The organism is Acinetobacter sp. S-1, from assembly GCF_059579785.1.
On the sequence record NZ_CM184207.1, the window covers coordinates 25,721 to 50,877 of the forward strand.

Consider the following 25,157-nt stretch of genomic DNA (forward strand, 5'->3'; position numbering starts at 1 on the left):
TAAAAAGAAATAAAAACAGGTATTGTTCAGCTATATAGGGGCAAAAAATGGACAAAAATCTTTAAGGAAGAATTTTCTATTTTTGCTTGTTTGTTAAGGGAATAAAAATACTCAAAAGGTGCTTTTTATTTTCTACAAACACAAAAGTATTTTTTGGTTCTTTTTTTGCATGCGGAATAACAATCAACAATAGCAGTAAAAATAAGTAATCTTTTAACATTAGGTGTTCTATGACAGATTCTCGTGAAAACTGGACGTCACGATCTGGTTTTATTATTGCAGCCGTTGGTTCGGCTGTAGGTTTAGGTAATATCTGGCGCTTCCCATACGTTGCTTATGAAAATGGTGGCGGTGCGTTTCTTATTCCCTATCTATTGGCACTCATTACTGCTGGTTTACCGTTACTATTTTTAGATTATGCGGTAGGACATCGTAGTACGGGTTCACCTCCTAAAGCGTATCGTGCCCTATTTAAAGGCGGGGAAACATTAGGTTGGTGGCAAGTTTGTGTCTGTATCATCATTGGTTTGTACTATGCAAGTGTGCTCACTTGGGCTGGTAGTTATGTTTACTTCTCTATTGGCCAAATGTGGGGAAGTGATCCAGAAGGTTTCTTCTTTAATACCTATTTGCAGACCACAAAAGCAACTGGTTTTGATTTACAGTTTGTAGGTCATTTATTCTGGCCAATTGTTGGGATTTGGGCACTTACTCTAATCATTCTTTATGGTGGTGTGAAAAAAGGTGTGGAATTATCGAATAAGATTTTCATGCCTTTATTATTCATTCTCTTCACTATTTTAGTGATTCAATCATTACGTTTACCAGGCGCGGTTCAAGGCTTAAATGCTTTCTTTACGCCGAACTGGTCAGCAATGATGGATTATAAAGTTTGGTTAGCGGCTTATGGCCATACCTTCTTCTCCCTCTCTGTCGGCTTCGGGATCATGGTGACTTATGCATCTTATTTGAAACCAAAAACGAATTTAACAGGTTCTGGTTTAATCGTTGGTTTTGCAAATGCATCAACAGAGATTTTGGCTGGTATTGGTATCTTCGCAGCGCTTGGTTTTATGGCTCATACGGCAGGTACTGAAGTTAAAGATGTTGTGAGTGGCGGGATTGGGTTAGCATTTATTGCATTCCCTAAAATTATCTCAAGTTTAGGTACAGGTGCTGATTTATTTGGTTTCTTATTCTTCTCTTCACTTTTCGTCGCAGGTATTTCTTCGATGGTGAGTATTTTGGAAGTACCTATTGCAGCAATGCAAGATAAATTGAAATGGGGTCGTAAAAAAGCTGTAACCATTATTGGTGGTGGTAGTGCGCTTGTATCAATTATTTTATTCTCAAGTGTAAACGCAATTAAGCTGGTTGATATTGTTGACCACTTTATCAATAACATCGGTATTATTGGCGGTGCTTTACTTTCTATTATTACCGTGGCTTGGTTTAAGCGTTCTGCTTTAATGGAACTTCGTGATCACGTGAATCGCATCTCAACTATTCAATTAGGTAAGGGGTGGGATTTCACTTTAACAGTCATTACATCGTTAATCTTGTTAACTACACTCAGTATGACTGTATTTAATTTGATCAAAAATGGCTATGATACTTATAGTATGAGCTTACAAGGTGTATTCGGCTGGGGCAGTGTGATTTTCTGTGCAGTTGTTGCAATTGTTTTAAGCAAAATGAAAGATCGCTAGGAGGATAGAATAATGAATACTTCAGCAATCGTAATGATGGTAATTTCGATGGTGTTTTTATGGGGTGGCTTGGTTTTATCCATTATCCATTTATCGAAGCATCCTGAAGAGTTAGATGACGTTTTAGAAGAAGTAAAAGATCAGCACACACTTTGATACTGATCGAGAAAAAAAGCAGGCTTTAAGCCTGCTTTTTTTATGCAATTTTTTGGATTTTACAATAATAAAATCCATCACCAGACTGCGCTTGTGGCAGTAATTGGCGACCATGAGTTTGCTCGATTCCCCAATCAGCATCAATTTTGATCTCTTTTGCATTTGGATTTTCAGCAAAAAAAGTCATCATTTGCTGTTCATTTTCAGCTTTTAAAATTGAACAGGTGATGTAAAGCAATGTGCCGCCAACTTTAAGCTGTTGCCACATGTGGTCCAAGATCTGCTTTTGTAGTTCAATGGTTTGAGCTATATCGGTAGATTGGCGCAATAGGCGTATGTCAGGATGACGACGAATAACCCCTGTAGCAGAGCAAGGTGCATCGAGCACAATACAATCTACTGGCTGTGCAGGAGTCCACTTGGTTGCATCGGCTGCTAAAATCTCTGTATGACTTTGATCAAGTGCTAAGCGATTTAAGTTCTCAGTTACACGCACCAAACGGCTTGGGTCCTGATCAATCGCAATGAGCTGAGCAGGTTTAAATTTTTCAAGTAAATGAGCAGTTTTACCGCCTGGGGCAGCACACGCATCAACTACTATTTTATCGTTCAAATCTGGCAATAATGTTGCGCAAAGCTGAGCGTGTTCATCTTGTACAGAAAACCAACCTTGTTCAAAACCAGGTAGTTGAGTAATTTGTACAGATTGTTCAAGAACAATACCTGCTTCAGACAAAGTACATGCACGTGCCTGAATTTCTAAACTTTGTAGTTTTGCTAAATAAGCATCGCGGCCAATATGACGCTGGTTCACCCTTAAAGTTAAAGGCGCGACTTGCTTCAAAGATTGGCAGAGAGATTCCGTTTGTTCACCCCAATCCTTTTTTAAGCGTTTGAAAAGCCAGCTTGGTAAGCCATGCGCCTGCTGTAAGCCTTGCTGAAAGTCATCAGTTTCACGAGTAGCTCGGCGTAAAATTGCATTAACAATACCACTGAGTGCAGGGAAACCAAGTTGTTTTGTTGCATCTACTGTTTCTGAAATAGCAGCATGTGCTGCAATACGCGTGCATAAAACTTGATAAAGACCAACATAAAGACAGGTTTCTACTGTCTCATTATTTAAAGGCTTGCTGAGTAGAGGCAGGCTAATTGATTTAAGAGCAAACCATTGGCGCAATGTACCTAAAACAAGTTCGTGAAACAAAGCGCGATCGCGCTCTGCTACTTGATTGAGCTGTGTATTTAAAATACTAGCGAGTGATTGGCCTTGCTGAACTTTTAGTAACGTCTGGACGACTTGAGCACGCAGGTTAAAACGTGAGGAATTTGAGGTAACCTGACTCATGGCAAAATTTGTCCTACATGAAGTTTTTGAGTTTGCGCAATTTGTTGAGCGTTTAATGCTTTACCACCCGGCCACTGCACGCTAGTCAGACAAATAAATGTATTTTCACCGCAGGCAACATGCACACCTTGTTTATCGATTGCAATAATTTCACCAGCTTGGGCACTTGCTTTGGTTTGGCTAGAAACTAGAGAGTTCCAGACACGCAGAGCATTATTTTCATCAAGTTGAACAAAAGCGACTGGCCAAGGGTTAAAAGCACGGATATTTCGGTCAACTTGAATAGCATCAATTGCCCAATCAATACGAGCTTCTGATTTTACGAGCTTATGAGCATAGACCGTTAAGCTTTCGTCTTGAACTTCGCGTTCTGCCAAATATTTTTGTAGTGTTTCTTCTGACTCAAGTACCGCACAAATTGCTGTTGCACCTTGAGCTGCGAGTTTGTCATGCAAAGTCGCTGAGGTATCTTCGGCAGTAATTGTGCAATAGGTTTTATACATCATATCGCCTGTATCTAAACCGGCAGCCATTTGCATGATGGTGATTCCGGTTTCTTCATCACCTGTTGCAATCGCACGCTGAATTGGTGCTGCACCGCGCCAACGAGGTAATAGTGATCCGTGAATATTTAAACAGCCATATTTCGGTGTATCGAGCACAGTTTGTGGAAGAATTAAACCATAGGCTGCAACCACCATCACATCTGCGCCTAAAGCTGCCAGTTCTTGTTGAGCTGCGAGTCCTTCTTCTGTAGATGCTTTAAAGTGAAGGGGTTGATAAACAGGGATATTATGCTCAAGTGCAAGTTGTTTTACGGGAGATGGCGTTAGTTTTTGTCCACGACCCGATTTACGATCTGGCTGAGTATAAACCGCGATAATTTCATGGGAAGTTTTTAATAAAGCCGCCAATGCTGTTGCAGCAAATTCGGGGGTGCCAGCAAAAATAATTTTCACAAATGCAATCCAAAAAGAGTTTAGGCGTAGTATACGTGAAAAACGATTGAAGCCCTAAAATCATGGCGATTGAGCATTTTAGTTTTTAAATAGTGAACAAAAAATTATTGAAAAACTTTTATTGATAAAAAAAGGTTATGAAAAAATAAAAAATTATTCATGTAAGTTTTGCTAAATATTGACTGTCTATTACTGTTCTTGGCTTTCCGAATATTATTTGCTTCTATAGAATGGAGAATGATCAAATTATGATGATGAGTCAATATTCCGACTGATCTAACGCTATATCAGTATCATTCGCCAGAGCGGGAAAAATTCCGCTCAAGCACAACTTGTTGGAAACACTAATGCCTGACTATCGTTCAAAAACATCGACACACGGAAGAAATATGGCTGGCGCACGTGGCTTATGGCGTGCAACAGGAATGAAAGATGAGGATTTCGGCAAACCGATTATTGCGGTGGTCAACTCATTTACTCAATTTGTTCCGGGCCATGTACATCTTAAAGATCTAGGGCAGCTTGTCGCAGCAGAAATTCAGGCAGCAGGTGGTGTTGCTAAAGAGTTCAATACGATCGCAGTAGATGACGGGATCGCAATGGGGCATGACGGCATGCTTTATTCTTTACCATCACGTGATTTGATTGCTGACTCAGTTGAATATATGGTGAATGCACACTGTGCAGATGCCATGGTGTGTATTTCAAACTGTGACAAGATTACTCCAGGAATGCTCATGGCTGCGATGCGTCTGAATATTCCTGTTGTTTTCGTTTCTGGCGGACCAATGGAAGCTGGTAAGGTTAAGTTCCGTGGTAATGAAAAAGCGATTGACCTTGTTGATGCAATGGTTGTTGCGGCTGATGAAAGTTATACAGACGAAGAAGTTGAAGAATTTGAACGTTCGGCATGTCCAACATGTGGTTCATGTTCAGGTATGTTCACTGCAAACTCGATGAACTGTTTAACAGAAGCTTTAGGTTTATCTTTACCGGGTAATGGTTCGATTGTTGCGACGCATGCAAATCGTAAAAAATTATTCTTAAAAGCAGGCCAGCTTATTGTTGAATTGGCTAAGCGCTATTACGAACAAGAAGATGCAAGCATTTTACCTCGTTCAATTGCAACCAAGGCTGCATTTAAAAATGCGATGACTCTTGATATTGCAATGGGTGGTTCAACCAATACCGTTCTGCATTTATTGGCTGCGGCAAGTGAAGCAGAAGTTGATTTTACAATGGACGATATTGACGAATTATCACGTCGAGTTCCTGTACTGTCTAAAGTAGCGCCTGCAAAACAAGACGTTCATATGGAAGATGTACACCGTGCGGGTGGCATTATGGCGATCTTAGGTGAGCTTGATCGTGCGAATTTACTTGATGTATCTGTACCGACAGTGCACGAGAAAACTTTAAAAGATGCGTTGGATAAGTGGGATATTATTCGTACTGAAGATGCAGACGTTTATGAATTCTATCGTTCATCTCCAGGTGGTGTTCCAACTCAAGTTGCATTCTCGCAAAATCGCTATTATTCAACATTAGATGGCGACCGTGAAAAAGGCGTTATCCGTAATGCAGAACATGCATTCTCTAAAGATGGTGGTTTAGCTGTTCTATACGGCAACATTGCGCTTGATGGTTGTATCGTGAAAACTGCAGGCGTTGATGAATCAATCTTGAAATTTACGGGCACAGCACGTGTATTTGAAAGCCAAGATGCAGCTGTAGATGCAATTTTGGGTCATGACATTAAAGCTGGTGATGTTGTTGTGATTCGTTATGAAGGTCCACGTGGTGGTCCAGGCATGCAAGAAATGCTGTATCCAACTAGCTATCTTAAATCGAAAGGTTTAGGAAAAGACTGTGCATTGGTAACAGATGGTCGTTTCTCTGGTGGTTCATCAGGTCTTTCGATTGGTCACGTTTCACCAGAAGCAGCTGAAGGTGGCGCAATTGGTTTGGTTGAAGATGGCGATACCATTGAAATCGATATTCCAAACCGTACCATTCACTTAAACGTTGATGATGCGACTATGGCACATCGTCGTACAGTGCAAGAAGCGAAAGGCTGGCATCCGAAAGAAGAACGTAAACGTAAAGTATCAAAAGCGTTAAAAGTTTATGCAATGCATACAACAAGTGCAGCGAAAGGAGCTGTACGCGTTCTATAAAATATTCAATTTTAATAATTGATTAGGAATCATGCACCCTTTAACACGATGAATTGCTATCATGTTAGGGGTGCATTTTTCATGTCTGGTAAAAAAAATCAGCTTGTAGAAAAAGGTGTTTTTAGATCATTCTATGGGTTTGCCATAAAATGGTGATAAAATCTTCACCTACGTAGAAACTTGCTAAAAACATGACTTATTTTCTGCGTGAACTAAGGTAGTTATATTTCAATCTCGACTACTGTTTTACCTTGCATTATGATCAAAACAATCTTTGATCTCGCTTAGGATTTATTTTTAGAGGCACAACTCATGTCACTGCTACGCCGTTGGTTTGACCCTATTCGATCGAGCTGGTTTTACCAAAAGCCTTCTCGTCAAGCGGTGTTACCCACGGAAAATGGTTTAAGTATTTATTTACGACTTGATGATGTGTATAGCTATTTGGCTGTTCAGCAATTGTCTCAGCTAGATGAAATTTTAAGTGATGAACTTAAGCCTTTAAAAATTATTATTTCGCATACGGCTTCTGAACCTCCAAACAGCATGTCGCATGAAGAGTGGCAAAATTATTGTCTGAATGATGCCAAGATATTAGCCAAACAACATCGTTTCGGTTTTGATGAATTTCCAGAAATCCCAAGCCCAGAATCTTTAAAACAAGCGGCAGTCATATTAAAAAGAACCCCATTACAAGGTCAGAATTTCTTCCATTTATTAGAAGATATTTTCCACATGCTTTGGCAACAACAATATGGAAAGTTGCGTACTTTACATGCCATGGCAGTTAAACATCAGCTTCCTCAACATTTTTCAGAACGCATTTTTACGGATGAGCCTGTACCCGCGGCATACTTTGAATTTGGTGGACGTAAATATCACGCAGTAGATGATTTACTACGTTTAACTCGTCGTCTGAAGCAGCAAAAGTTACTGACGGGCAATCCAATTTTTTTAATTAATCATATCGAATGGCGTGAACATTTGATTAATGATGCGGAGGCACTTACCGAGATTCAGACGCTTCATCCTGAGCTTGATATCTATATTGCTTTAGAAGATCCAATGAGTTGGCTGTTACTTGCCTATATCAAGGAAGAGCTGGCTGATTATTATGATATTCAACTAAAAGTTTACCCTTTAAGTTATCAAGGTCGAGACTGGTTTGACTGGAGTTTGGCAACACGTGTTTCTAAACGAACAGGTGTGGCCTTTACGCCATTTTGTCGTCCTACTGAGGAAAGCACATTAGAGATGGCAAAGCTTTTCTATAGTGTGCAAGAGAATCAGCAAATCGATACAATTTTTACAATATTGCAGGCAGTTTGGACGAAAGGAAAAGATTTATCTTTCTTAAAACATTTTCAACAGTTACAGCAGCAACTTGGGATTGAGCAGCTAACCGATCAAGATGTTCAATCTGTTTTGGTGCAAAATGATGCACTTTGCAAAGACAAGCATCAGCCTGATTTACCGGTTTTAGAGCTGCGTATTGATGGTCAGACCTACGTATTTAATAGCTTGTATCGTGTGTGGATGATCGAAAGTATTTTTAGCAATGTATTAGAAGAAAAATATAAAACAGCCTCAACTTTTAATTGAGGCCTACTCCTAAAAACAAGAATAGGGCAGTACCTGTTTTTTCCGTAGCATATCCTTTAAGGAATCGGAGATAAACAGTGACTTTTTTAGCAATTATTATAGTGGTCTTTGCCTTCGCTGGCATGATTAAAGGCATGATCGGTTTAGGATTGCCCGCGGTATCGATGGGCTTACTCACCATCGCAATGAGCCCTTTTCAGGCAGCCTCTCTGCTCATTGTCCCTTCAATGGTCACCAATGTCTGGCAACTTTTTGCTGAAGGACATGTCTGGGTTTTTATTCGCCGTTTCTGGACTTTGCTTGTGGGCATTATAGTAGGTTCAATATGGAGCTTTTTACCTACTTTAAGTCAAAGTCATGGGCATAGTAGTGAAATTTTATTAGGCTGCATGTTGGCCCTATATGGACTCTATGGTCTATGCGTGAAGAAACTTCCTCACTTAGGGAAGTATGAACATTGGCTATCACCGATTATTGGATATATCGGCGGGGCAGTGACTGTAGCAACTGGTGTCATTATTATTCCAATCGTTCCTTATTTGCAGTCTTTACATTTAAAGCGTGATGAGTTGGTTCAGGCTTTAGGACTAACGTTTACTGTTTCTACCATTTGTCTTGCAGTCTTTTTACACCACAACCCTATGTCGGGAATGACATTAGATTATCGTTTATCTTTCGCTGCATTGTTGGCAGCGCTCGTTGGAATGTGCTTAGGTAAAAAAATCCGTTATCGGTTAAATGAGCAGTTATTTCGCCGTATCTTTTTTATAGGTTTGGTATCATTAGGGCTTTATATGATTTTGCATTAAGCTAATTTTTAAGGGCGATGTTGCAATAAAAAATCTGAAAATTGTTTATAACTATTAGGTAGCTGATTAAAATTTTGTGTGGCCAAAAGCAGTTTACGATTTGCCCACGCGCCTATTAGTTGAATGGAATGAAAGTCATAGTCCGATTGCAAACGCTGGGCAGCACGAGCCGGCATAATCGCAATTCCGACACCTTTGGCGACTACTTCCGCAATCGCACCAAAATTAGGTAAGCGCAAACGGTACTGTATGTTAAAGCCCAATAGCTTAGCTTGAGTTTCGATGGACTGTTGCAACGAATGGTGGGGCTTAAGACCAATAAAACCATAACTTAAAGCCTCTACCAAATTCAGCTCTTGGTATTGAGCTAAATTGTGAGTAGGAGGACAAATCAGAACTAATGGATCACTCGCAAATTCCTTAGTTTGCAAATGTCTGGTATCAAAAAAACTGGAGACCAGCCCAAGATTTGCAACTCCTTGCGTTAATGCCTCTACAATTTCTGAACTTTCTGCCTCGTGTAAATCAATGTTCATTTCGGGATGAAGCACCAAATATTGTGGTAATAACGGAGGCAAATATTCGCTTTGAGCAGAAGAGTTACACCAAAGCGTTAATGACTCTGTTGTAGGCGGCCTAAACCTCTGCATTTCTTGTTCGAGCTGCTCTTTTTGTATCATCAGTTGACGCGCATGCTCTACAAATGCGTGACCTGCTGTGGTGAGCTCCACTCCCGTCGTCTGGCGAATAAATAATGGCGTTTCAAAATATTGTTCGAGTTTTTTAATGCGTTCGCTGGCAGCTTGAAGTGAAATTGCAGAGCGGTCTGCACCTTTGGTTAGGCTACCCGTAGAGACAATATGAAGAACCAGCTGTAAATCAAAAAAATCAAAACGCATGACAGGGAACGTGTTGAAGGCTAAAAAGTCATCATACTAAATCGTAATAAAAAAAGGCAGCTTGCGCTGCCTTTTTGAATTTAGGTTTTATCTTTTAAACTAAACAGCCAATTTAAAATAATGGCTGCAAAAGTTGCGGTACCAATACCACCTAAATTGAAGTTACCGAACAATAATTCAAAGTTACCGGCACCTAAAATAATCGTGACCGAAGCTACAATCAGGTTTTTATTGTTAGAAAAGTCGACTTTGTTTTCGATCCAGATTTTGGCTCCAGCAATGGTAATTAAACCAAACACAACAATAGATGCACCTGTTAAAACTGCGCTTGGGATCGTACTAATTACCGCGCCAAATTTTGGAGATAGACCTAAGAAGATTGCAAAGATACCCGCAATTACAAAAACAATGGTTGAGTACACACGAGTGACTGCCATCACACCAATGTTTTCACCGTAAGTAGTCATCCCTGGAGCGCCGACACTACCAGATAATGTTGTTGCCAAACCATCTGCAACAAATGCTTTACCTAATTGTGGAGTCAGGTTTTCACCAGTCATCGCGCCAACAGCTTTAATATGTCCTAGATTTTCTGCTACTAAGATAAGCGCAACTGGCGCAATAATTAGCATAGCATTTGTGTCAAAAGTAGGATGCGAAAAGCTTGGAATTCCGAACCACGCAGCTGCTGAAATTTGGCTAAAATCGATTGGTTTACCCAAACCTAGCCCATTGGTGGTGATAGCGTAAATTGCATATGCCAAAATTAAACCGACCAATAGAAGCAAACGTTGCAATAAGCCGCGAGTAAAGACTGCGATACTACCCATACAAAGTACGGTAATTAAGGCCATCCACATTTCAAATGGTTGGCCTGCAACACCTTTAATCGTAACAGGTGCAAGGTTCAGACCAATAATCATCACAATGGCACCAGTCACCACAGGCGGCATGAGTTTTTCAATCCAGCGTGTACCAGTAAGCATCACGATAAAACCGATGATGGCATAAAAAACGCCACATGCTACGATTCCACCTAAAGCCATAGATAGATTTGGATTGGCACCTGAACCTGTAATATGCCCAGTTGCAGCTGCAACCACCCCAATAAAGGCAAAACTTGATCCTAAGTAACTTGGAACACGACCACCTGTAATTAAGAAAAACAGTATGGTACAGATTCCAGACATTAAAATAGCAAGGTTAGGATTAAAACCCATGAGTAAGGGTGCTAAAACAGTCGCTCCAAACATGGCAAATGCATGTTGAATACCCAAAACAGCACTTTGAACGGGTGGGAGATATTCATTGGTAGAGACTGGCCGATGATCAATATCACCTTGGTAAGGCTGCCATTTTGGAAACCAATTGGACATAAAATAAGCTCATTATTCTTTAATTGCTGCCATGATACTCTTTCTTGAGAGTGCATTTAATCTCTACAGAGAAGTATGTTAGTGAAAAGTCATTATTTTTTAACGATTGGTATAATTTTATGAATTCTAAATATAAGGAATTAGTTATTTTTTTCTCATAAAAATTAATTTTATGATTTTTAAAAAATATTCAAAAAAATAGAAAATCGGAGAAAATATAAGAAAAATAAAGAACTTTGCAAGTAAAAAGCAGCACATCGATATGCACTGCTTTATAAAACAATTGGTAAAATTAGCTTAGCCTGTATTACGTAAGCCAGCAGCGATACCCGCAATACTCACCATAAGTGCATGGTCAACAGGGGTGTGCTCTGCCTGACGCTCAGCAAGATAATCACGGCGGCGTTTCATGAGTTCAGCCTGTAAAAGATGCAAAGGAAGTAAGTATGGTTTACGAACCTGCATGGATTGATCAAGAACATCATTATTACTCAGAAGCTTTGATTCATCTTTTAAGGTTAATAAAGTTTGCACAGCATCTTTTAGCCGTTGGCGTAATTGGTTACCAAGAACTTTCAAATCTTCATCTTCAGTCAGATGAGACTCGTAATAGAGTGCGATGTTGGCATCGGCTTTAGACAATACCATTTCCAGCATATCAATTAGCGTCTGGAAATAAGGCCATTGCTGAAGCATTTCATCAAGTGTCGCTTTTTGCTGATCGGCAATCACTTCATTAATGGCAGCACCTGTACCTAGCCATGCTGGTAACATCAACCGAATTTGTGTCCAAGCAAATACCCATGGAATCGCACGTAAAGACTCAATGCCGCCACTCACTTTACGTTTTGCAGGACGCGAGCCTAATGGCAACATTTGTAATTCAAGTTCAGGAGTGACGGTACGTAAATATTTCACAAAGTGAGGGTTTTCACGAACAGTTTGACGGTAAACCTTAACAGAATGATCAGTCATACGGTTCATAATTTCACGCCACTCAGCCTTAGGCTCTGGTGGTGGTAATAATGTCGCTTCAAGCGTTGCTGCGGTATAGATTTCAAGGTTTTGCATGGCAATACCTTCTAAACCGAATTTGAAACGGATCATTTCACCTTGTTCTGTGACACGAATTGCACCAGAGATCGAACCAGGCGGCTGTGAAAATAGTGCCTGTTGTGTTGGAGCACCACCACGACTAATTGAACCACCACGGCCATGGAATAGCGTTAACTGTACGCCGTGTTTTTGAGCAATTGCAGTTAGCTCTTCTTGAGCACGATACTGCGCCCAGTTGGCAGACATAAAACCGGCATCTTTTGCTGAGTCGGAGTAACCGATCATGACTTCGTGTTTACCCTGAATGTGCTGTTTATACCAATGCATATTGAACAGCGTATTCATGGTAGTTGCTGCGCCATCTAAGTCTTTTAAAGTCTCAAATAAAGGCACTACACGTAAAGGATGCTGAATACCGGCTTCTTTTTGCAATAACAATACAGCTAAAACATCACTTGGATATTCAGCCATAGAAATAATATAAGCCCCTAAAGACTCAGGTGGTTGGTCTGCCAAAGTACGCATGGTTGCAAATACTTCTTGTACATCTGGGTGACCAATTAAACTGCCTTCAGGTTCATTAATATATTTCGGTAAAAGTGGACGTTTACTTTGTAATTCCTGAATGAGGAAATTTTGGCGCGCTTGTTCGGTCCATGACTCAAAATTACCTAAACCTAAATATTCGGTAATTGCTGAAATGGCTTGACGATGACGACCTGATTCTTGGCGAATATCGAGTTTAAGTAGTTCAATACCAAAACAGTTCACACGGTAGATAAAGTCGAGTAGTTGACCATTCGCGATTTCAGGTAGGTTACTGTCGATTAAAGAGCGATAGCACAGCAATAAAGGCTGTAAGAGTTCGTCTTTACTTTTAATGACATTGCTGTCGTCTGCTTCTAAGCCTTGTAAACGCTGAGCTAACCAGTGTCGAGTCGCTTTTAAACGCTCTCGTGTAGCACGTAAATATTCACGATAAGGTTCTGCATGTTGGCTACCAATTGCCTGAATCATTTCTTCAGAACACGTCTGGATTGAAAGTTCCCAACGTAAGTTTTCGATATCTCTTAAATACAGATCGGCAGCTTGCCAGCGTGATAACCACAGCACTTCTTGGGTAATTTGATGGGTAACATTTGGGTTGCCATCACGGTCTCCGCCCATCCAAGATGCGAAACGTATTGGTGCAATATTCAGTGGTAAATTGAGTTGGCAGTTTTCTTGAACTAATTCATTTAACTCGCGAATGAATTTAGGTACAGCATTCCAAAGTGTTTGCTCAATTGTGGCAAATCCCCATTTTGCTTCATCAACTGGAGTCGGACGGTGCTGTCTGATTTCATCTGTTTGCCAAGCCGAACTAATTTGCTGTTTTAAGTTCGCAAGTGCGTTTTGGCGTTCACGTGGGGTGAGTTTTTGCTGATCAAGCTGTGAGAGGCAAGCGTTAATATCATCATATTTTTGAATGAGGGTACGACGACTCACTTCAGTTGGGTGCGCCGTAAGTACTAACTCAATTTTAAGATCGCAAATTTGCTGAAATAGTTTTTCTGTTGAAATACTTTTATCTTTAAATTTTTGAAATAAGTGAACCAGCGGATTCGGAGAGTTTGCATCCGAATCAAACTCTGCCTGTCTGCGGCTACGGACCACATGATATTGCTCGGCAATATTCGCAAAATTGAGGAAGTGAGAAAAAGCGCGGGTGAGAGGAAGTAACTCTTCATCGGGCAGTTCTAAAAATAATTGTTCTAGTTGCTTTTCGGCTTCAGCTTGACCATCACGTGCACCTTTGGCAAGAGCACGGATTTGCTCGATCTGATTAAACAGTTCTTGTCCTGCATGTTGTTTTAGGGTTTCACCTAACAAATTACCAAGTAAGCGGACATCCTCACGCAGTGGCGCATCGATTTGCTGAACCATGCTATTTTCTCCTGTTCTTATTCTTATCGAATATAGCGCGATTAACAAACATTCCAAGCTTTGAGCGTAAGAAAATGTGAATTTTTGCTTAAAAAATAACATTTAATTCGCTTGTAGTGTCTTAAAAGCTGGCATGCACTCAGCGCAACTTTTGACAATCGGACTTTGGTTTAATTCCGATATTTGAGCAAGAATAAATCAATTGCGTCGCGAATAATTTGCTCTAGCTCCTGTGCATTTGGGGCAGCAGTAATGCCCAGTAAAACCTTGTGATGGCGTACACCAAGCAATAAGGTCAAAAGCAGTTCTGTTTGATAGATTGGATCATCGGCTTGAATGAAACCTAATTGAGCAGCTTTTTGAAAAAACTCAGCTAATTGATTTTCCATTCGTGTATGTGAAGCTTCAAAAAACTGTAGGGCGAGTGGGTTCTGTTCGGCTGCAAGCTCCAACAATACATGATCAAGCTTTAATGCTTCAGGTGAATAAATAATTTGTAAGGCACGTGAACATACAATAAAGAGTGTTTGATAGAAGTCTGCCGATGTATCTAAGTCAAATTGTTTAGTGCACAGTGTCTCTTCACAAGTTTCCGTAATCGCGCAGATAAACAGGTTCACTTTATCTTGAAAGTGGTTATAAACCGTGAGTTTAGTAACGCCTGCTTCCTGTGCAATCTGGTTCATGCTAGTACCGTGATAACCGGATTTTAAAAAAATAGCTTTCGCGGCTTGTAGGATACGAGCACGCTTTTCCAGATCTTTGGGGCGACCACTTTGATTAACTGTTTGCACAAAACCCTCTAATAAAAGTTTAGAAAAATAAATATTTATAAGTTTTTTTTAATTAATGTACTCGTAGGTATATTAATTAAAAAACAAACAAACTATGATGCAAGCATATTGTGCCTTAAAAAATCAGTTTGAATAAGAGCGATAAGATATGAATCTGTTAAAACCTCTCATCATGAGTATGGTGATTGTTTGTACGGTCACATTAATGGGATGCAGTAAAGAAGCACCCAAAACAGAAGAAATACCCTATGTGATGGTGGCGCAGCCATTAACCACACTCAATGAACAAAAAAGCTATGCAGGGGATGTGCAGGCTAGACAACAAACGGCTTTGGCATTTCGGGTTGGTGGACAAGTTACGGCGCGCTATGTGGATGTAGGCGACCGAGTTAAAGTTGGACAAGTATTAGCAAAACTCGATGTGGCAGATGCTCAGTTACAATTAAATGCTGCTAAAGCCCAACTGGATAATGCACAGGCTTCGGCAAAAACAGCAGCAGATGAACTTAAACGTTTTCAACAATTACTCCCGATTAATGCAGTGAGCCGTTCGCAGTATGACACTGTAAAAAATCAATATGACGCGGCACAAGCGGCATTACAACAAGCTCGTTCTAACTATGAGGTTTCTGCCAACCAAACTGGTTATAACCAACTCGTTTCTAACAAAAATGGTGTTATTACAGCGCGAAACATAGAAATTGGACAAGTCGTGGCAGCAGGACAAGCTGCTTATCAACTGGCAATTGATGGAGAGCGTGAAGTTGTTATTGGTGTTCCTGAACAAGCAGTTGCCGAGATTAAAGTTGGTCAAGGCGCTTGGATCACCTTGTGGTCTAAACCGAATGAAAGGTTTGCCGGATATGTACGCGAAGTTTCTCCGGCAGCGGATCAGTCTCGTACCTTTACAGTGAAAGTTGCACTCAAAGAAGGGCAGTCTGTTATCCAACTTGGACAAAGTGCACGCGTATTTTTTACCTCAACTCAAACCAACGTGATGAGTGTGCCACTTTCGAGCGTTTCAGCAACAGATAATCAGCCTTATGTCTGGGTTGTTAATGCGAATCAAACTTTACGCAAAGTACCTGTTACGGTTGGTGCATATGGTAGAGACAGTGTACCCGTGCTATCTGGTTTAACGCCAAATGATTGGGTGGTGATTGGTGGTGTGCATTTGCTACGTGATAAGCAGAAGATTCACCCGATTGACCGTGAAAATCGTGCGGTGAAAATTCAGGGAGCAAACCAGCCATGAAATTCAATCTCTCGGAATGGGCATTAAATAATAAAGGTATTGTCCTTTATTTTATGCTGTTACTTGGCATTATCGGCGCGATCTCTTATTCAAAACTCTCACAAAGTGAAGACCCACCATTTACTTTTAAAGTCATGGTCGTACAAACCTATTGGCCGGGAGCAACAGCGAAAGAAGTTTCAACGCTGGTGACTGACCGTATCGAAAAGGAACTCATGACAACAGGGCAGTATGACAAGATTATGGCTTACTCCCGCCCAGGTGAGTCGATGGTTACGTTTGTTGCCAAGGACTCGCTGACATCGGCACAGATTCCTGACGTTTGGTATAACGTCCGTAAGAAAGTGAATGATATTCGCCATGAACTGCCAAACGGTGTACAAGGCCCATTTTTTAACGATGAATTTGGGGACACTTTCGGTAATATTTATGTACTGACAGGCAAAGACTTTGACTATGCACTTTTGAAAGAATATGCAGATCGTTTGCAATTACAGCTTCAACGAGTCAAAGATGTCAGTAAGGTCGAATTGATTGGTCTACAAGATCAAAAAATCTGGGTTGAGATTTCTAACACTAAAGCGGTACAGCTCGGAATTCCAGTTACAGCGATTCAAGAAGCCTTACAAAAGCAAAATAGTATGGCAAGTGCTGGCTTTTTTGAAACGGGTACAGACCGTATTCAAATTAGAGTAAGTGGTCATCTACAAAACATTGATGAAATTAAAAAAACACCTTTATTGGTCGGTGATAAAACCATCCAGCTTGGTGACGTTGCTGATGTTTATCGTGGTTTTAGTCAGCCTGCTCAACCACGTATGCGTTTCATGGGTGAAAATGGTATTGGCATTGCTGTTTCGATGCGTAAAGGCGGTGACATTATTGCCCTTGGTAAAAATCTAGAAACAGAATTTGCCCAACTGCAAAAGACCTTGCCACTCGGCATGAAATTGCAGAAAGTTTCTGACCAACCTGTAGCAGTACAACGCAGTATTCATGAGTTTGTGAAGGTACTCGCTGAAGCAGTCATTATTGTCTTGTTAGTGAGTTTTTTCTCTTTAGGCTTCCGTACGGGATTGGTGGTCGCTTTTTCTATTCCTTTAGTTTTAGCAATGACCTTTGCCGGTATGAGTTTATTCGATGTCGGACTGCATAAAATTTCACTTGGTGCTTTGATCTTGGCGTTAGGTCTGTTAGTCGATGACGCCATTATCGCCGTCGAGATGATGGCCATTAAGATGGAGCAGGGCTATAGCCGGATTAAAGCCGCCGGATTTGCGTGGAAAACTACCGCATTTCCGATGCTCACGGGAACATTGATTACCGCGGCAGGTTTTTTACCGATTGCTACGGCTCAGTCTAGTACAGGCGAATACACACGCTCTATTTTTCAGGTTGTGACCATTGCTTTATTGGTATCTTGGATCGCGGCAGTTTTATTCGTACCTTATTTAGGTGAAAAGCTATTACCAGACTTTACCAAGTTAGGACATCAGGCCCCTTGGTATGTCCGTTTGTGGGCAAGATTAACTAAAAAACCACAACCGCAAACTGTGGCAATTTCACAGGACCATCATTACGATCCTTATCAATCTAGTTTCTATTTACGTTTTAGAAAGATGGTCGAGTTTTGTGTGACCTATCGTAAAACCGTGATTGCAACGACGGTGGGGATTTTTGTGCTCTCTGTGCTGATGTTTAAGATGGTACCTCAGCAGTTTTTCCCGCCTTCAAACCGTGCTGAGATTTTAGTCGATTTAAAGCTTGAAGAAGGTGCTTCTTTAACAGCAACAGAACAAGCTGTGAAAAAGGTTGAAAAATTCTTGTCTAAACAAAAAGGTATTGATAACTATGTGGCCTATGTAGGGACAGGTTCACCACGTTTTTATTTACCTTTAGACCAGCAATTACCGCAAGCCAGCTTTGCTCAGTTTGTTGTACTCGCATCATCACTTGATGATCGTGATGACATTCGTCGTTCGTTAGAAACACAAATTAAGCAGTTACTCCCACAAGTCCGTACTCGTGTGTCATTACTCGAAAATGGCCCACCTGTGGGTTATCCATTGCAATATCGTGTGTCAGGTGAAGATTTAAATCTGGTACGTAAAGAAGCACAGCAAGTCGCTAAAGTAATGAGTGAAAACCCGAATACCACCAATGTGCATTTAGATTGGGGCGAGCCAAGTAAGATCATTTCCATTCAAATTGATCAAGACCGTGCTCGACAAATGGGTGTCTCTAGTCTGGATTTAGCGAATTTCATTAATGCATCAATTACTGGTAGTGCGATTGAGCAATATCGTGAAAAACGTGAACTTATTGAAATTCGCTTACGCGGGGACCAAGCAGAGCGCGTTGAAGTGGCTTCACTGGCAAGCTTAGCTGTGCCAACGAACAATGGAACCACTGTACCTTTAGCTCAAATCGCGAAGATTGAGTATAAGTTTGAAGATGGTTTGATCTGGCATCGTAACCGCTTACCGACGATTACTGTTCGCGCAGATATTCGTACCAATTTGCAGCCTGCTACCGTTGTGGGTGAGTTAGCTGAATCAATGGATAAGTTACGTGCTGAATTGCCAAGTGGCTATCTCATTGAGGTGGGTGGAACTGTAGAAGAGTCTGCACGTGGGCAAAATTCTGTGAATGCGGGTATGCCACTGTTCTTGGCTGTGGTCATGACATTACTGATGATTCAGCTCAAAAGCTTGTCTCGCTCGACCATCGTGTTGTTAACAGCTCCACTGGGTTTAATTGGTGTTGTTTTATTCTTACTATTATTTAACAAACCATTTGGCTTTGTGGCCATGTTGGGCACAATTGCACTCTCTGGGATGATCATGCGTAACTCGCTTATTTTGATTGATCAAATTGAACAAGACAGGCAAGCAGGACATCCAACATGGGAGGCGATTATTGAGGCGACAGTGCGTCGATTCCGTCCCATTATTTTGACTGCTTTAGCCGCTGTTCTGGCCATGATTCCACTTTCTAGAAGTATTTTCTTTGGTCCGATGGCAGTTGCGATCATGGGCGGATTGATTGTTGCCACCCTACTGACATTATTTTTCCTACCTGCACTCTATGCAGCGTGGTTTAAGGTGAAAAAAACCGCATAAAATACATAAATTTTTTGTGAATAAAGGTGCGAAATATTGAAAACTCCAATATAGTAGCACCTGTCTTTACACAAAAAATACAGGATTATTTCACTGCATAAAAAATAGGCAAAATGCAGTGAATTGAGGTGAAATACAGATGGGGCAAGACCATATCGAACAGCATCGCCGTTATATAGTAATTTCTTATGCGTTCATGTTTCTTGCATTGTTTACGGTTATTTTTGCGGCCTTTGCTTATTTGGTCGCTCGTAAAGTGGCAGTTGTAGATAATGCAGAAGTTTGGATTCATGCGCATGCGCTATGGATTATGCGCAATGCGATTCTATTTCTATTTATGGCAATTTTTGCTGTTGTCTGGTTTATTCCGCTCTTCTTTTTTGCATGGGATAGTAATCTTTGGGTCACAGCCTCTACGGTTGCTGGCGTAGTTTTTAGCGCTATTGCGTGGTTATTTCTATTAAATGCATGGTTAAAAGGCTTGTCTAAATATTTAAAAAATAAGGCAGTTTTTTAATATATCTATTTTTTAAACATTTCCCCCTTGTAAATTCGGCTAAAGCCCCCCATTTAGTCGGCAATAGAGTATTGATAAAATTCCGTGAGGAGCACCGCCAAAAATGGCTAAACGTGATTATTATGAGGTTTTAGGCGTTTCAAAAACCGCAAGTGATGATGAGATCAAAAAAGCCTACCGTAAATTGGCGATGAAATATCATCCTGATAGAAACCCTGACAATGCCGAAGCTGAAGAGAAATTTAAAGAAGCTGCTGAAGCTTATGAAGTTTTATCGGACAGCGAAAAGCGTAGCATGTACGATCGCATGGGACATAATGCGTTCGAAGGTGGCTTTGGCGGGGGCGGTGGTGGCTTCGGCGGATTTAGTGCAGAAGATATTTTTAGCCAGTTCGGTGATATCTTCGGTGGCGCATTCGGTGGTGGTGGACGTCAACAGCGTCAACGTCGCGGATCAGATTTACGCTATGTAATGGAACTTACCCTTGAAGAAGCTGTAAAAGGGGTTAAAAAAACCATTACCTTTACTGCTCCAGCACCATGTGATGTGTGTGATGGTAAAGGTTCTAAAAATCCAAAAGATGTTGAAACCTGTAAAACTTGTCATGGTTCAGGACAAGTTCGTATGCAGCAAGGTTTCTTCTCTGTACAACAAACATGTGGTACGTGTCGTGGTCAAGGTAAAATTATTAAAAACCCTTGTCAGGCATGTCATGGTTCAGGTGTTGCCGATCGCCAGCAAACGTTGGAAGTTACAATTCCAGCGGGTGTAGATAATGGTGACCGCGTTCGTTTGAGTGGTAAAGGCGAAGCAATTCGTGATGGCCAATCAGGTGACTTGTACGTTGAAGTCGTCGTTCGTGAACACGAAATTTTCCAACGTGATGGCGCAGATCTTTATATGGACGTACCAGTGAGCATTGCTGATGCTGCACTTGGTAAAGAAATTGAAATTCCAACTTTGGAAGGTCGCGTTAGCTTGAAGATTCCTGAGGGAACTCAAACAGGTAAATTATTCCGTTTACGTGGTAAGGGCGTTCGTCCAGTACGTAGCAGCATGGTGGGTGATTTACTCTGCCGTATTGTGGTAGAAACACCAGTCAACTTAAATTCTCGTCAACGTGAATTACTTAAAGAGTTGCAAGCTTCTTTTGATGGCGAAGACAGTGCTTCTTCACCGAAGAAAAAATCATTCTTTGATCGTTTGTTCGATTAATACTTGATTAGATAAGAAATTAAAAAGAAGGCGGATATTGATAAAATATCCGCCTTTTTATTGCGCTGATTCATCTTATTATTTTTATTCTGCTTAAAAGAAAATTACGTTTGCTTACTCTGTAGGATGAGCAACATCAATATCATTAATACTTACAGTCGGTTCGCTAGAAGCAAGAGTAGGAGCATTTTCGATCACTGGTGCGGCTACTGCTTCTGCCTGTACAGCTACTTTCGGTGCTTCTGCTGTTTTTTCGCCAATAATTGGGTCAATATCTTCAACTTTAACGTCAGCATTGGCATCGCTTGTTTGAGCTGTAGGCGTTGCTGTTTGAGTATTTACGTTTGTTGTAATGCGCGCTTTAGATAAGCTTTCTAATGTGTCTCCTGGCTGGATTGCAGGCTCTGCAAATGCCACTGAACTCATAATCCCCATCATTACTGTAAAACCAATAATTCTCGAATGCATGCTGAACTCCTTATAGTCATCTTTTTCTCATTCGTGGCTCCGTAGTCTGCCGATCAATTCTTTAACTTTTGTGAAAACAGATTAAATTTCGTCCTAACTCAAAAAATAATTTTTACTTTTTAAGATGAGCAAAGAGTTTTGATATAGTAGGTAAATTACGTAAAACCGAAGATTGGGAAGATTATGTCAGCAGCTCCACGCATTGGTATTTTAGGTGCAGGCGGTCGTATGGGCCGTACGCTTATTCAAGCAGTTCAACAGGCAGGCTATCAATTAGCTGCCGCGGTAGAGCGTCCGGAAAGTAGTTTGGTGGGCACTGATGCAGGTGAGCTTGCTGGTATTGGTTCAGTGGGTGTGAAGGTTTCAGGAAACTTGGCAGAAGTTCTTAAAGACTGCGATGTAATCATTGATTTTACTGCACCAGTTGCAACGGCTCAGCATTTAAAGCTTTGCCGTGAAGCTGGGGTTGCCATGGTTATTGGTACAACAGGTATGTCAGATGAGCAAAAAGCTGAGTTAGACGAAGTTGCTACGCATACCCCAGTGGTTTACGCTGCGAACTATTCAGTGGGCGTAAATGTATCAATCAAGTTACTTGAGCTTGCAGCAAAAGTATTTGGCGATACAGTAGATATTGAAGTGATTGAAGCTCACCACCGTCATAAAGTAGATGCGCCGTCAGGTACAGCATTAATGATGGGCGAAGCAATTGCAGATACTTTAGGCCGTAACTTAAAAGAAGTTGCTGTGTATGGCCGTGAAGGGCATACAGGACCACGTGACCGTCAAACGATTGGTTTTGAAACTATTCGTGGTGGTGACATCGTTGGCGAACACACAGTCATGTTTATTGGTGAAGGTGAGCGAGTTGAAGTGACTCATAAAGCCACTAACCGTATGAACTTTGCTGCTGGTGCAGTACGAGCTGCTGCATGGGTTGTGGGCCGTGAAGCGCGTAAATATGACATGAAAGATGTTTTAGGATTGAACGACGTACAGGTTTAAAACCCTGTCCGTATTCCATGTGTAGCGAGAAAAACAAGATAGAGCAGAACATGAATAAAAAACAAATTGCTTTGACCACTCTTCTTTGCTTAAGCAGCCTCTGGACGGGGGCTGCTTCTACAGAAAAAGCTAAACTCAGCTTAGACCGCAATAATATTAAAGTCTGGACCTATCAAAAAACTGATAATCCAGTCTTTCAATATAAAGCAGAAACGACATTTGATGTGCCACTTGAGCGCGCTGTCGCTGTGATTTTAGATGTAAATCGTGCTGACCAGTGGGTGCCTTATATGGGCAAAGTTGAAATGTTGTCTCAAGATGAGAAAAAAGGTGAGTTCACACTGTATATGGTGTTGGATTTTCCGTTTCCTTTGAAAGATCGCGATGTGGTTGTAAAAGGAAAAATGAGCAAGGCTGCAAATGGCGTTGTGACAATTAAAAATACTGCAATTAGTGGAAATTATCCGATACAACCTGATGTAGTGCGTTTAACACGCTATGAAGGGGATTGGACATTCCAGAAACTTGCAAATAATAAGGTGAAAGTAACGACCAGTGGTTATGCTGATCCTGCTGGTGCAATTCCGTTGAGCTTTGTAAATATGTTTGTTCAACAGCAGCCTTACCAGATGTTGCTTAAAATGAAGCGGGAAGTGACTAGTCCGATTTATGAACACCCTAAATTACCAGATATTTTAAAATAAATACCCTAAAAAAAAGCGCCTGAGATCAGGCGCTTTTTTTATTAATCTGAACACTGCTGTAAAGCTTGTGCAGGGCTACTTTCACGTTTGATTTGAAATAAAACCAATAACAAACCTAAGCCAGCTAGTAATGCTCCAGCAAATGATACTGCGCTATAACCCCAACCTAAATCGAGTACTAACGCACCTGCTGCTGCACCTACGGCATTACCTAAGTTAAACGCACCGATATTTACCGAAGAGGCAAGTCCCGGTGCTTCATGAGCGACTGACATTACACGCATTTGCAAAGGTGGTACTAAAGCAAAGGTTGCTGCCCCCCAGATCACTAATGCAATTGCTGCTCCAATCTGGCTTTGCGCAAGGATTGGGAAAGTCACCATCATCACAATTAACAGAACCAAGAAACCAATCAAAGTTTTATTAATGGACAAATCTGCAAAACGTCCGCCTAAATGGTTACCAATTGAGAAACCGACACCAATCAGCACCAACATGAACGTAATGAAGGTCGGTGAAGCATGGGTAAACTCAGTCAAACTTGGCGCAATATAGGTGTAGAGCGTAAACATTGCACCTGCACCGAGTACGGTGGTGAGTAGCGCAAGGACCACAGGAGTACGCGTTAACACTTTCAACTCAGCTTTCACATTTGGTTTTTGGGCAACCATACCTTGAGGGAGCGCTTTCCATAAAGCGAGCATGGTAATTACACCAAGCAAAGAAATCGCAAGGAAAGACATACGCCAGCCAATGTTTTGCCCAACCCATGTTGCTAACGGTACACCACCGATATTGGCAATGGTTAAACCCATAAACATGGTGGCTACAGCACTGGCCTGTTTGTGCGCGGGTACAATGCTTGCCGCTACAACAGAGCCAATCCCGAAGAAAGCACCATGGTTCAAGCTTGTGATGAGACGTGCACCTAATAAGCTCATATAGCTTGGTGAAAAGGCTGCGATTAGGTTACCGACCGTAAAGATCGCCATCAGCAAAATAAGCGCATTACGTCGTGCAAAACCACCGAACCATAGGGTCATGAATGGGGCACCTAGCATGACACCAAGTGCATAACCTGTAATTAACATTCCGGCCGTTGGAATTGAAATACCTAAATCGTTAGCGATGTTCGGAAGTAACCCCATTGGAGAAAATTCCGTGGTGCCAATGGCAAAGGCACCTATTGCCAATGCCAATAACGAGAACGCCGTATTTGATTGAGTGTTCATGAGTTTAGTCCCAAACTGGTGCCCATGGCTCTGGGCTAACTTCACGACTGTTACGATCAAGTTCGGCAATCATTTGCATTTCAGCTGAAGTTAACTCGATATCCTGTGCTTTTAAGTTGCTAATCAGGTTTTCACGTTTAGTCGAAGATGGAATGACAGCAAAACCACGTTGCAATGCCCACGCTAGTGCAATTTGTGCTGTTGTTGCTTTATGCGCTGCTGCAATTTCAGCGAGAACTGGGTCTTGAAGCACTTTGCCGTATGCAAGAGTCATATATGAAGTCACATCAATATTCTTCTCTTGTAAGAAATTCACAAGCTTATGGTTTTGAAGATAAGGACTTAGCTCAATCTGGTTGGTTGCAATATGCTCTACACCAATTGTGTCAATTGCTTGTTGGGTAAGCGCAATATTGAAGTTTGAAATACCAATTTGTTTGGTAAGACCTTGTTGTTTCGCTTCAAGTAGAAGCTGCATAACTTCAGGAATAGAAACGCCTAAGTCCGGTGCTGGCCAATGAATTAAAGTGAGGTCAACATGGTCAGTACGAAGCTTTTGTAAGCTCTCTTTTAAGCTCGGAATAAACTTATCTTGAGCAAAATTATCTACCCAGATTTTTGTGGTTAAAAATAAGTCCTGACGTGATACACCGCTTTCGGCAATTGCTTGACCAATCGCAGCTTCATTATCATAAATTTGAGCAGTATCAATGACACGGTAACCTACGTCTAAAGCAGTTTTAACAGAATCAATAACTGCTTGTTCTTTAAGACGGAAAGTTCCTAGACCAAAACGTGGAATATTCATGTGTTTACCTAAATTTGAATAA

20 protein-coding genes are annotated in these 25,157 nt (G+C 41.1%); 11 read left to right on the top strand and 9 right to left on the bottom strand.

Annotation, left to right across the window (positions count from 1 at the left end; translation table 11 throughout):
- Positions 1-230: 230 nt before the first annotated feature.
- Both AC52J8_RS00110 and AC52J8_RS00115 read left to right on the top strand, forming a co-directional pair.
- Positions 231-1,709, top strand: coding sequence for a sodium-dependent transporter (locus AC52J8_RS00110; RefSeq protein WP_086399262.1), 1,479 nt, complete (start codon positions 231-233; stop codon positions 1,707-1,709).
- A gap of 12 nt (positions 1,710-1,721) precedes the next feature.
- The gene (locus AC52J8_RS00115; protein WP_016142648.1) at positions 1,722-1,865 is read left to right on the top strand and encodes a methionine/alanine import family NSS transporter small subunit; all 144 of its coding nucleotides are present in this window, start codon (positions 1,722-1,724) and stop codon (positions 1,863-1,865) included.
- A 40-nt stretch (positions 1,866-1,905) separates the two neighbouring features.
- Here AC52J8_RS00115 and rsmB read toward each other — a convergent pair whose 3' ends face one another.
- Both rsmB and fmt read right to left on the bottom strand, forming a co-directional pair.
- A complete protein-coding gene (rsmB, locus tag AC52J8_RS00120) occupies positions 1,906-3,210 on the bottom strand; it encodes a 16S rRNA (cytosine(967)-C(5))-methyltransferase RsmB (protein ID WP_086399263.1) in 1,305 nt (434 codons plus the stop codon).
- Positions 3,207-4,169 carry a methionyl-tRNA formyltransferase gene (gene fmt, locus AC52J8_RS00125; protein ID WP_086399264.1) on the bottom strand — a complete coding sequence of 321 codons (963 nt, stop codon included), beginning with the start codon at positions 4,167-4,169 and terminating at the stop codon, positions 3,207-3,209. The genes rsmB and fmt overlap by 4 nt, the downstream gene beginning before the upstream one ends.
- 347 nt (positions 4,170-4,516) lie before the next feature.
- Here fmt and ilvD point away from each other — a divergent pair, with 347 nt between their 5' ends.
- The 3 genes from ilvD (at position 4,517) to AC52J8_RS00140 (ending at position 8,757) form a co-directional block, all read left to right on the top strand.
- Entirely contained in the window at positions 4,517-6,346 is a 1,830-nt protein-coding gene (gene ilvD, locus AC52J8_RS00130; RefSeq protein WP_039766669.1) for a dihydroxy-acid dehydratase, read from the top strand.
- A 312-nt stretch (positions 6,347-6,658) separates the two neighbouring features.
- A complete protein-coding gene (locus AC52J8_RS00135; RefSeq protein WP_017386207.1) occupies positions 6,659-7,948 on the top strand; it encodes a hypothetical protein in 1,290 nt (429 codons plus the stop codon).
- 77 nt (positions 7,949-8,025) lie between these two features.
- Entirely contained in the window at positions 8,026-8,757 is a 732-nt protein-coding gene (locus tag AC52J8_RS00140; protein ID WP_198912080.1) for a sulfite exporter TauE/SafE family protein, read from the top strand.
- Between the two features lie 8 nt (positions 8,758-8,765).
- Here the strand turns inward: AC52J8_RS00140 and AC52J8_RS00145 are convergent, their stop codons facing one another.
- From AC52J8_RS00145 to AC52J8_RS00160, 4 genes are all read right to left on the bottom strand, one after another.
- Positions 8,766-9,656 carry a LysR family transcriptional regulator gene (locus tag AC52J8_RS00145; protein ID WP_086399265.1) on the bottom strand — a complete coding sequence of 297 codons (891 nt, stop codon included), beginning with the start codon at positions 9,654-9,656 and terminating at the stop codon, positions 8,766-8,768.
- An 80-nt stretch (positions 9,657-9,736) separates the two neighbouring features.
- Entirely contained in the window at positions 9,737-11,032 is a 1,296-nt protein-coding gene (locus tag AC52J8_RS00150; RefSeq protein ID WP_086399266.1) for a solute carrier family 23 protein, read from the bottom strand.
- A gap of 297 nt (positions 11,033-11,329) precedes the next feature.
- Positions 11,330-14,014: a phosphoenolpyruvate carboxylase gene (gene ppc, locus AC52J8_RS00155; RefSeq protein WP_086399267.1), complete on the bottom strand. Its 2,685-nt coding sequence runs from the start codon at positions 14,012-14,014 to the stop codon at positions 11,330-11,332.
- A 170-nt stretch (positions 14,015-14,184) separates the two neighbouring features.
- On the bottom strand, positions 14,185-14,808 hold the full coding sequence (locus tag AC52J8_RS00160; RefSeq protein ID WP_032036289.1) for a TetR/AcrR family transcriptional regulator: 624 nt from the start codon (positions 14,806-14,808) through the stop codon (positions 14,185-14,187).
- Between the two features lie 148 nt (positions 14,809-14,956).
- Between AC52J8_RS00160 and AC52J8_RS00165 the strand changes: the two genes are divergently transcribed.
- The 4 genes from AC52J8_RS00165 to dnaJ all read left to right on the top strand — a co-directional run bounded on the left by AC52J8_RS00165 (position 14,957) and on the right by dnaJ (position 20,918).
- Entirely contained in the window at positions 14,957-16,063 is a 1,107-nt protein-coding gene (locus AC52J8_RS00165; protein WP_086399268.1) for an efflux RND transporter periplasmic adaptor subunit, read from the top strand.
- Complete coding sequence (locus tag AC52J8_RS00170) at positions 16,060-19,185, top strand: efflux RND transporter permease subunit (protein WP_060465152.1); 3,126 nt, start codon at positions 16,060-16,062, stop codon at positions 19,183-19,185. The genes AC52J8_RS00165 and AC52J8_RS00170 overlap by 4 nt, the downstream gene beginning before the upstream one ends.
- A gap of 139 nt (positions 19,186-19,324) precedes the next feature.
- Complete coding sequence (locus AC52J8_RS00175) at positions 19,325-19,702, top strand: membrane protein (RefSeq protein WP_002119294.1); 378 nt, start codon at positions 19,325-19,327, stop codon at positions 19,700-19,702.
- A 103-nt stretch (positions 19,703-19,805) separates the two neighbouring features.
- Entirely contained in the window at positions 19,806-20,918 is a 1,113-nt protein-coding gene (gene dnaJ / locus AC52J8_RS00180) for a molecular chaperone DnaJ (RefSeq protein ID WP_002119101.1), read from the top strand.
- A 114-nt stretch (positions 20,919-21,032) separates the two neighbouring features.
- Here the strand turns inward: dnaJ and AC52J8_RS00185 are convergent, their stop codons facing one another.
- On the bottom strand, positions 21,033-21,386 hold the full coding sequence (locus AC52J8_RS00185) for a hypothetical protein (protein WP_086399269.1): 354 nt from the start codon (positions 21,384-21,386) through the stop codon (positions 21,033-21,035).
- A 183-nt stretch (positions 21,387-21,569) separates the two neighbouring features.
- Between AC52J8_RS00185 and dapB the strand changes: the two genes are divergently transcribed.
- On the top strand, positions 21,570-22,391 hold the full coding sequence (dapB, locus tag AC52J8_RS00190; protein WP_002119175.1) for a 4-hydroxy-tetrahydrodipicolinate reductase: 822 nt from the start codon (positions 21,570-21,572) through the stop codon (positions 22,389-22,391).
- A 50-nt stretch (positions 22,392-22,441) separates the two neighbouring features.
- Positions 22,442-23,095 (top strand): START domain-containing protein, encoded by a 654-nt coding sequence (locus tag AC52J8_RS00195; RefSeq protein WP_002119284.1) that lies wholly within the window; start codon positions 22,442-22,444, stop codon positions 23,093-23,095.
- A 41-nt stretch (positions 23,096-23,136) separates the two neighbouring features.
- Here AC52J8_RS00195 and AC52J8_RS00200 read toward each other — a convergent pair whose 3' ends face one another.
- Together AC52J8_RS00200 and dkgB are read right to left on the bottom strand one after the other, a co-directional pair.
- Positions 23,137-24,327 (bottom strand): MFS transporter, encoded by a 1,191-nt coding sequence (locus tag AC52J8_RS00200; RefSeq protein WP_005066574.1) that lies wholly within the window; start codon positions 24,325-24,327, stop codon positions 23,137-23,139.
- Between the two features lie 4 nt (positions 24,328-24,331).
- Positions 24,332-25,135, bottom strand: coding sequence for a 2,5-didehydrogluconate reductase DkgB (gene dkgB, locus AC52J8_RS00205; RefSeq protein ID WP_017481886.1), 804 nt, complete (start codon positions 25,133-25,135; stop codon positions 24,332-24,334).
- Positions 25,136-25,157: the final 22 nt, after the last annotated feature.

What these genes read in the sequence shown, in the direction of transcription:
- AC52J8_RS00175 (WP_002119294.1), top strand. Translation starts at nt 19,325, where the DNA reads ATGGGGCAAGACCATATCGAACAGCATCGCCGTTATATAGTAATTTCT.
- AC52J8_RS00150 (WP_086399266.1), bottom strand. Translation starts at nt 11,032, where the DNA reads ATGTCCAATTGGTTTCCAAAATGGCAGCCTTACCAAGGTGATATTGAT.
- dapB (WP_002119175.1), top strand. Translation starts at nt 21,570, where the DNA reads ATGTCAGCAGCTCCACGCATTGGTATTTTAGGTGCAGGCGGTCGTATG.
- AC52J8_RS00135 (WP_017386207.1), top strand. Translation starts at nt 6,659, where the DNA reads ATGTCACTGCTACGCCGTTGGTTTGACCCTATTCGATCGAGCTGGTTT.
- ppc (WP_086399267.1), bottom strand. Translation starts at nt 14,014, where the DNA reads ATGGTTCAGCAAATCGATGCGCCACTGCGTGAGGATGTCCGCTTACTT.
- dnaJ (WP_002119101.1), top strand. Translation starts at nt 19,806, where the DNA reads ATGGCTAAACGTGATTATTATGAGGTTTTAGGCGTTTCAAAAACCGCA.
- AC52J8_RS00110 (WP_086399262.1), top strand. Translation starts at nt 231, where the DNA reads ATGACAGATTCTCGTGAAAACTGGACGTCACGATCTGGTTTTATTATT.
- AC52J8_RS00115 (WP_016142648.1), top strand. Translation starts at nt 1,722, where the DNA reads ATGAATACTTCAGCAATCGTAATGATGGTAATTTCGATGGTGTTTTTA.
- AC52J8_RS00145 (WP_086399265.1), bottom strand. Translation starts at nt 9,656, where the DNA reads ATGCGTTTTGATTTTTTTGATTTACAGCTGGTTCTTCATATTGTCTCT.
- AC52J8_RS00200 (WP_005066574.1), bottom strand. Translation starts at nt 24,327, where the DNA reads ATGAACACTCAATCAAATACGGCGTTCTCGTTATTGGCATTGGCAATA.
- AC52J8_RS00165 (WP_086399268.1), top strand. Translation starts at nt 14,957, where the DNA reads ATGAATCTGTTAAAACCTCTCATCATGAGTATGGTGATTGTTTGTACG.
- AC52J8_RS00195 (WP_002119284.1), top strand. Translation starts at nt 22,442, where the DNA reads ATGAATAAAAAACAAATTGCTTTGACCACTCTTCTTTGCTTAAGCAGC.
- AC52J8_RS00185 (WP_086399269.1), bottom strand. Translation starts at nt 21,386, where the DNA reads ATGCATTCGAGAATTATTGGTTTTACAGTAATGATGGGGATTATGAGT.
- ilvD (WP_039766669.1), top strand. Translation starts at nt 4,517, where the DNA reads ATGCCTGACTATCGTTCAAAAACATCGACACACGGAAGAAATATGGCT.
- rsmB (WP_086399263.1), bottom strand. Translation starts at nt 3,210, where the DNA reads ATGAGTCAGGTTACCTCAAATTCCTCACGTTTTAACCTGCGTGCTCAA.
- AC52J8_RS00170 (WP_060465152.1), top strand. Translation starts at nt 16,060, where the DNA reads ATGAAATTCAATCTCTCGGAATGGGCATTAAATAATAAAGGTATTGTC.
- dkgB (WP_017481886.1), bottom strand. Translation starts at nt 25,135, where the DNA reads ATGAATATTCCACGTTTTGGTCTAGGAACTTTCCGTCTTAAAGAACAA.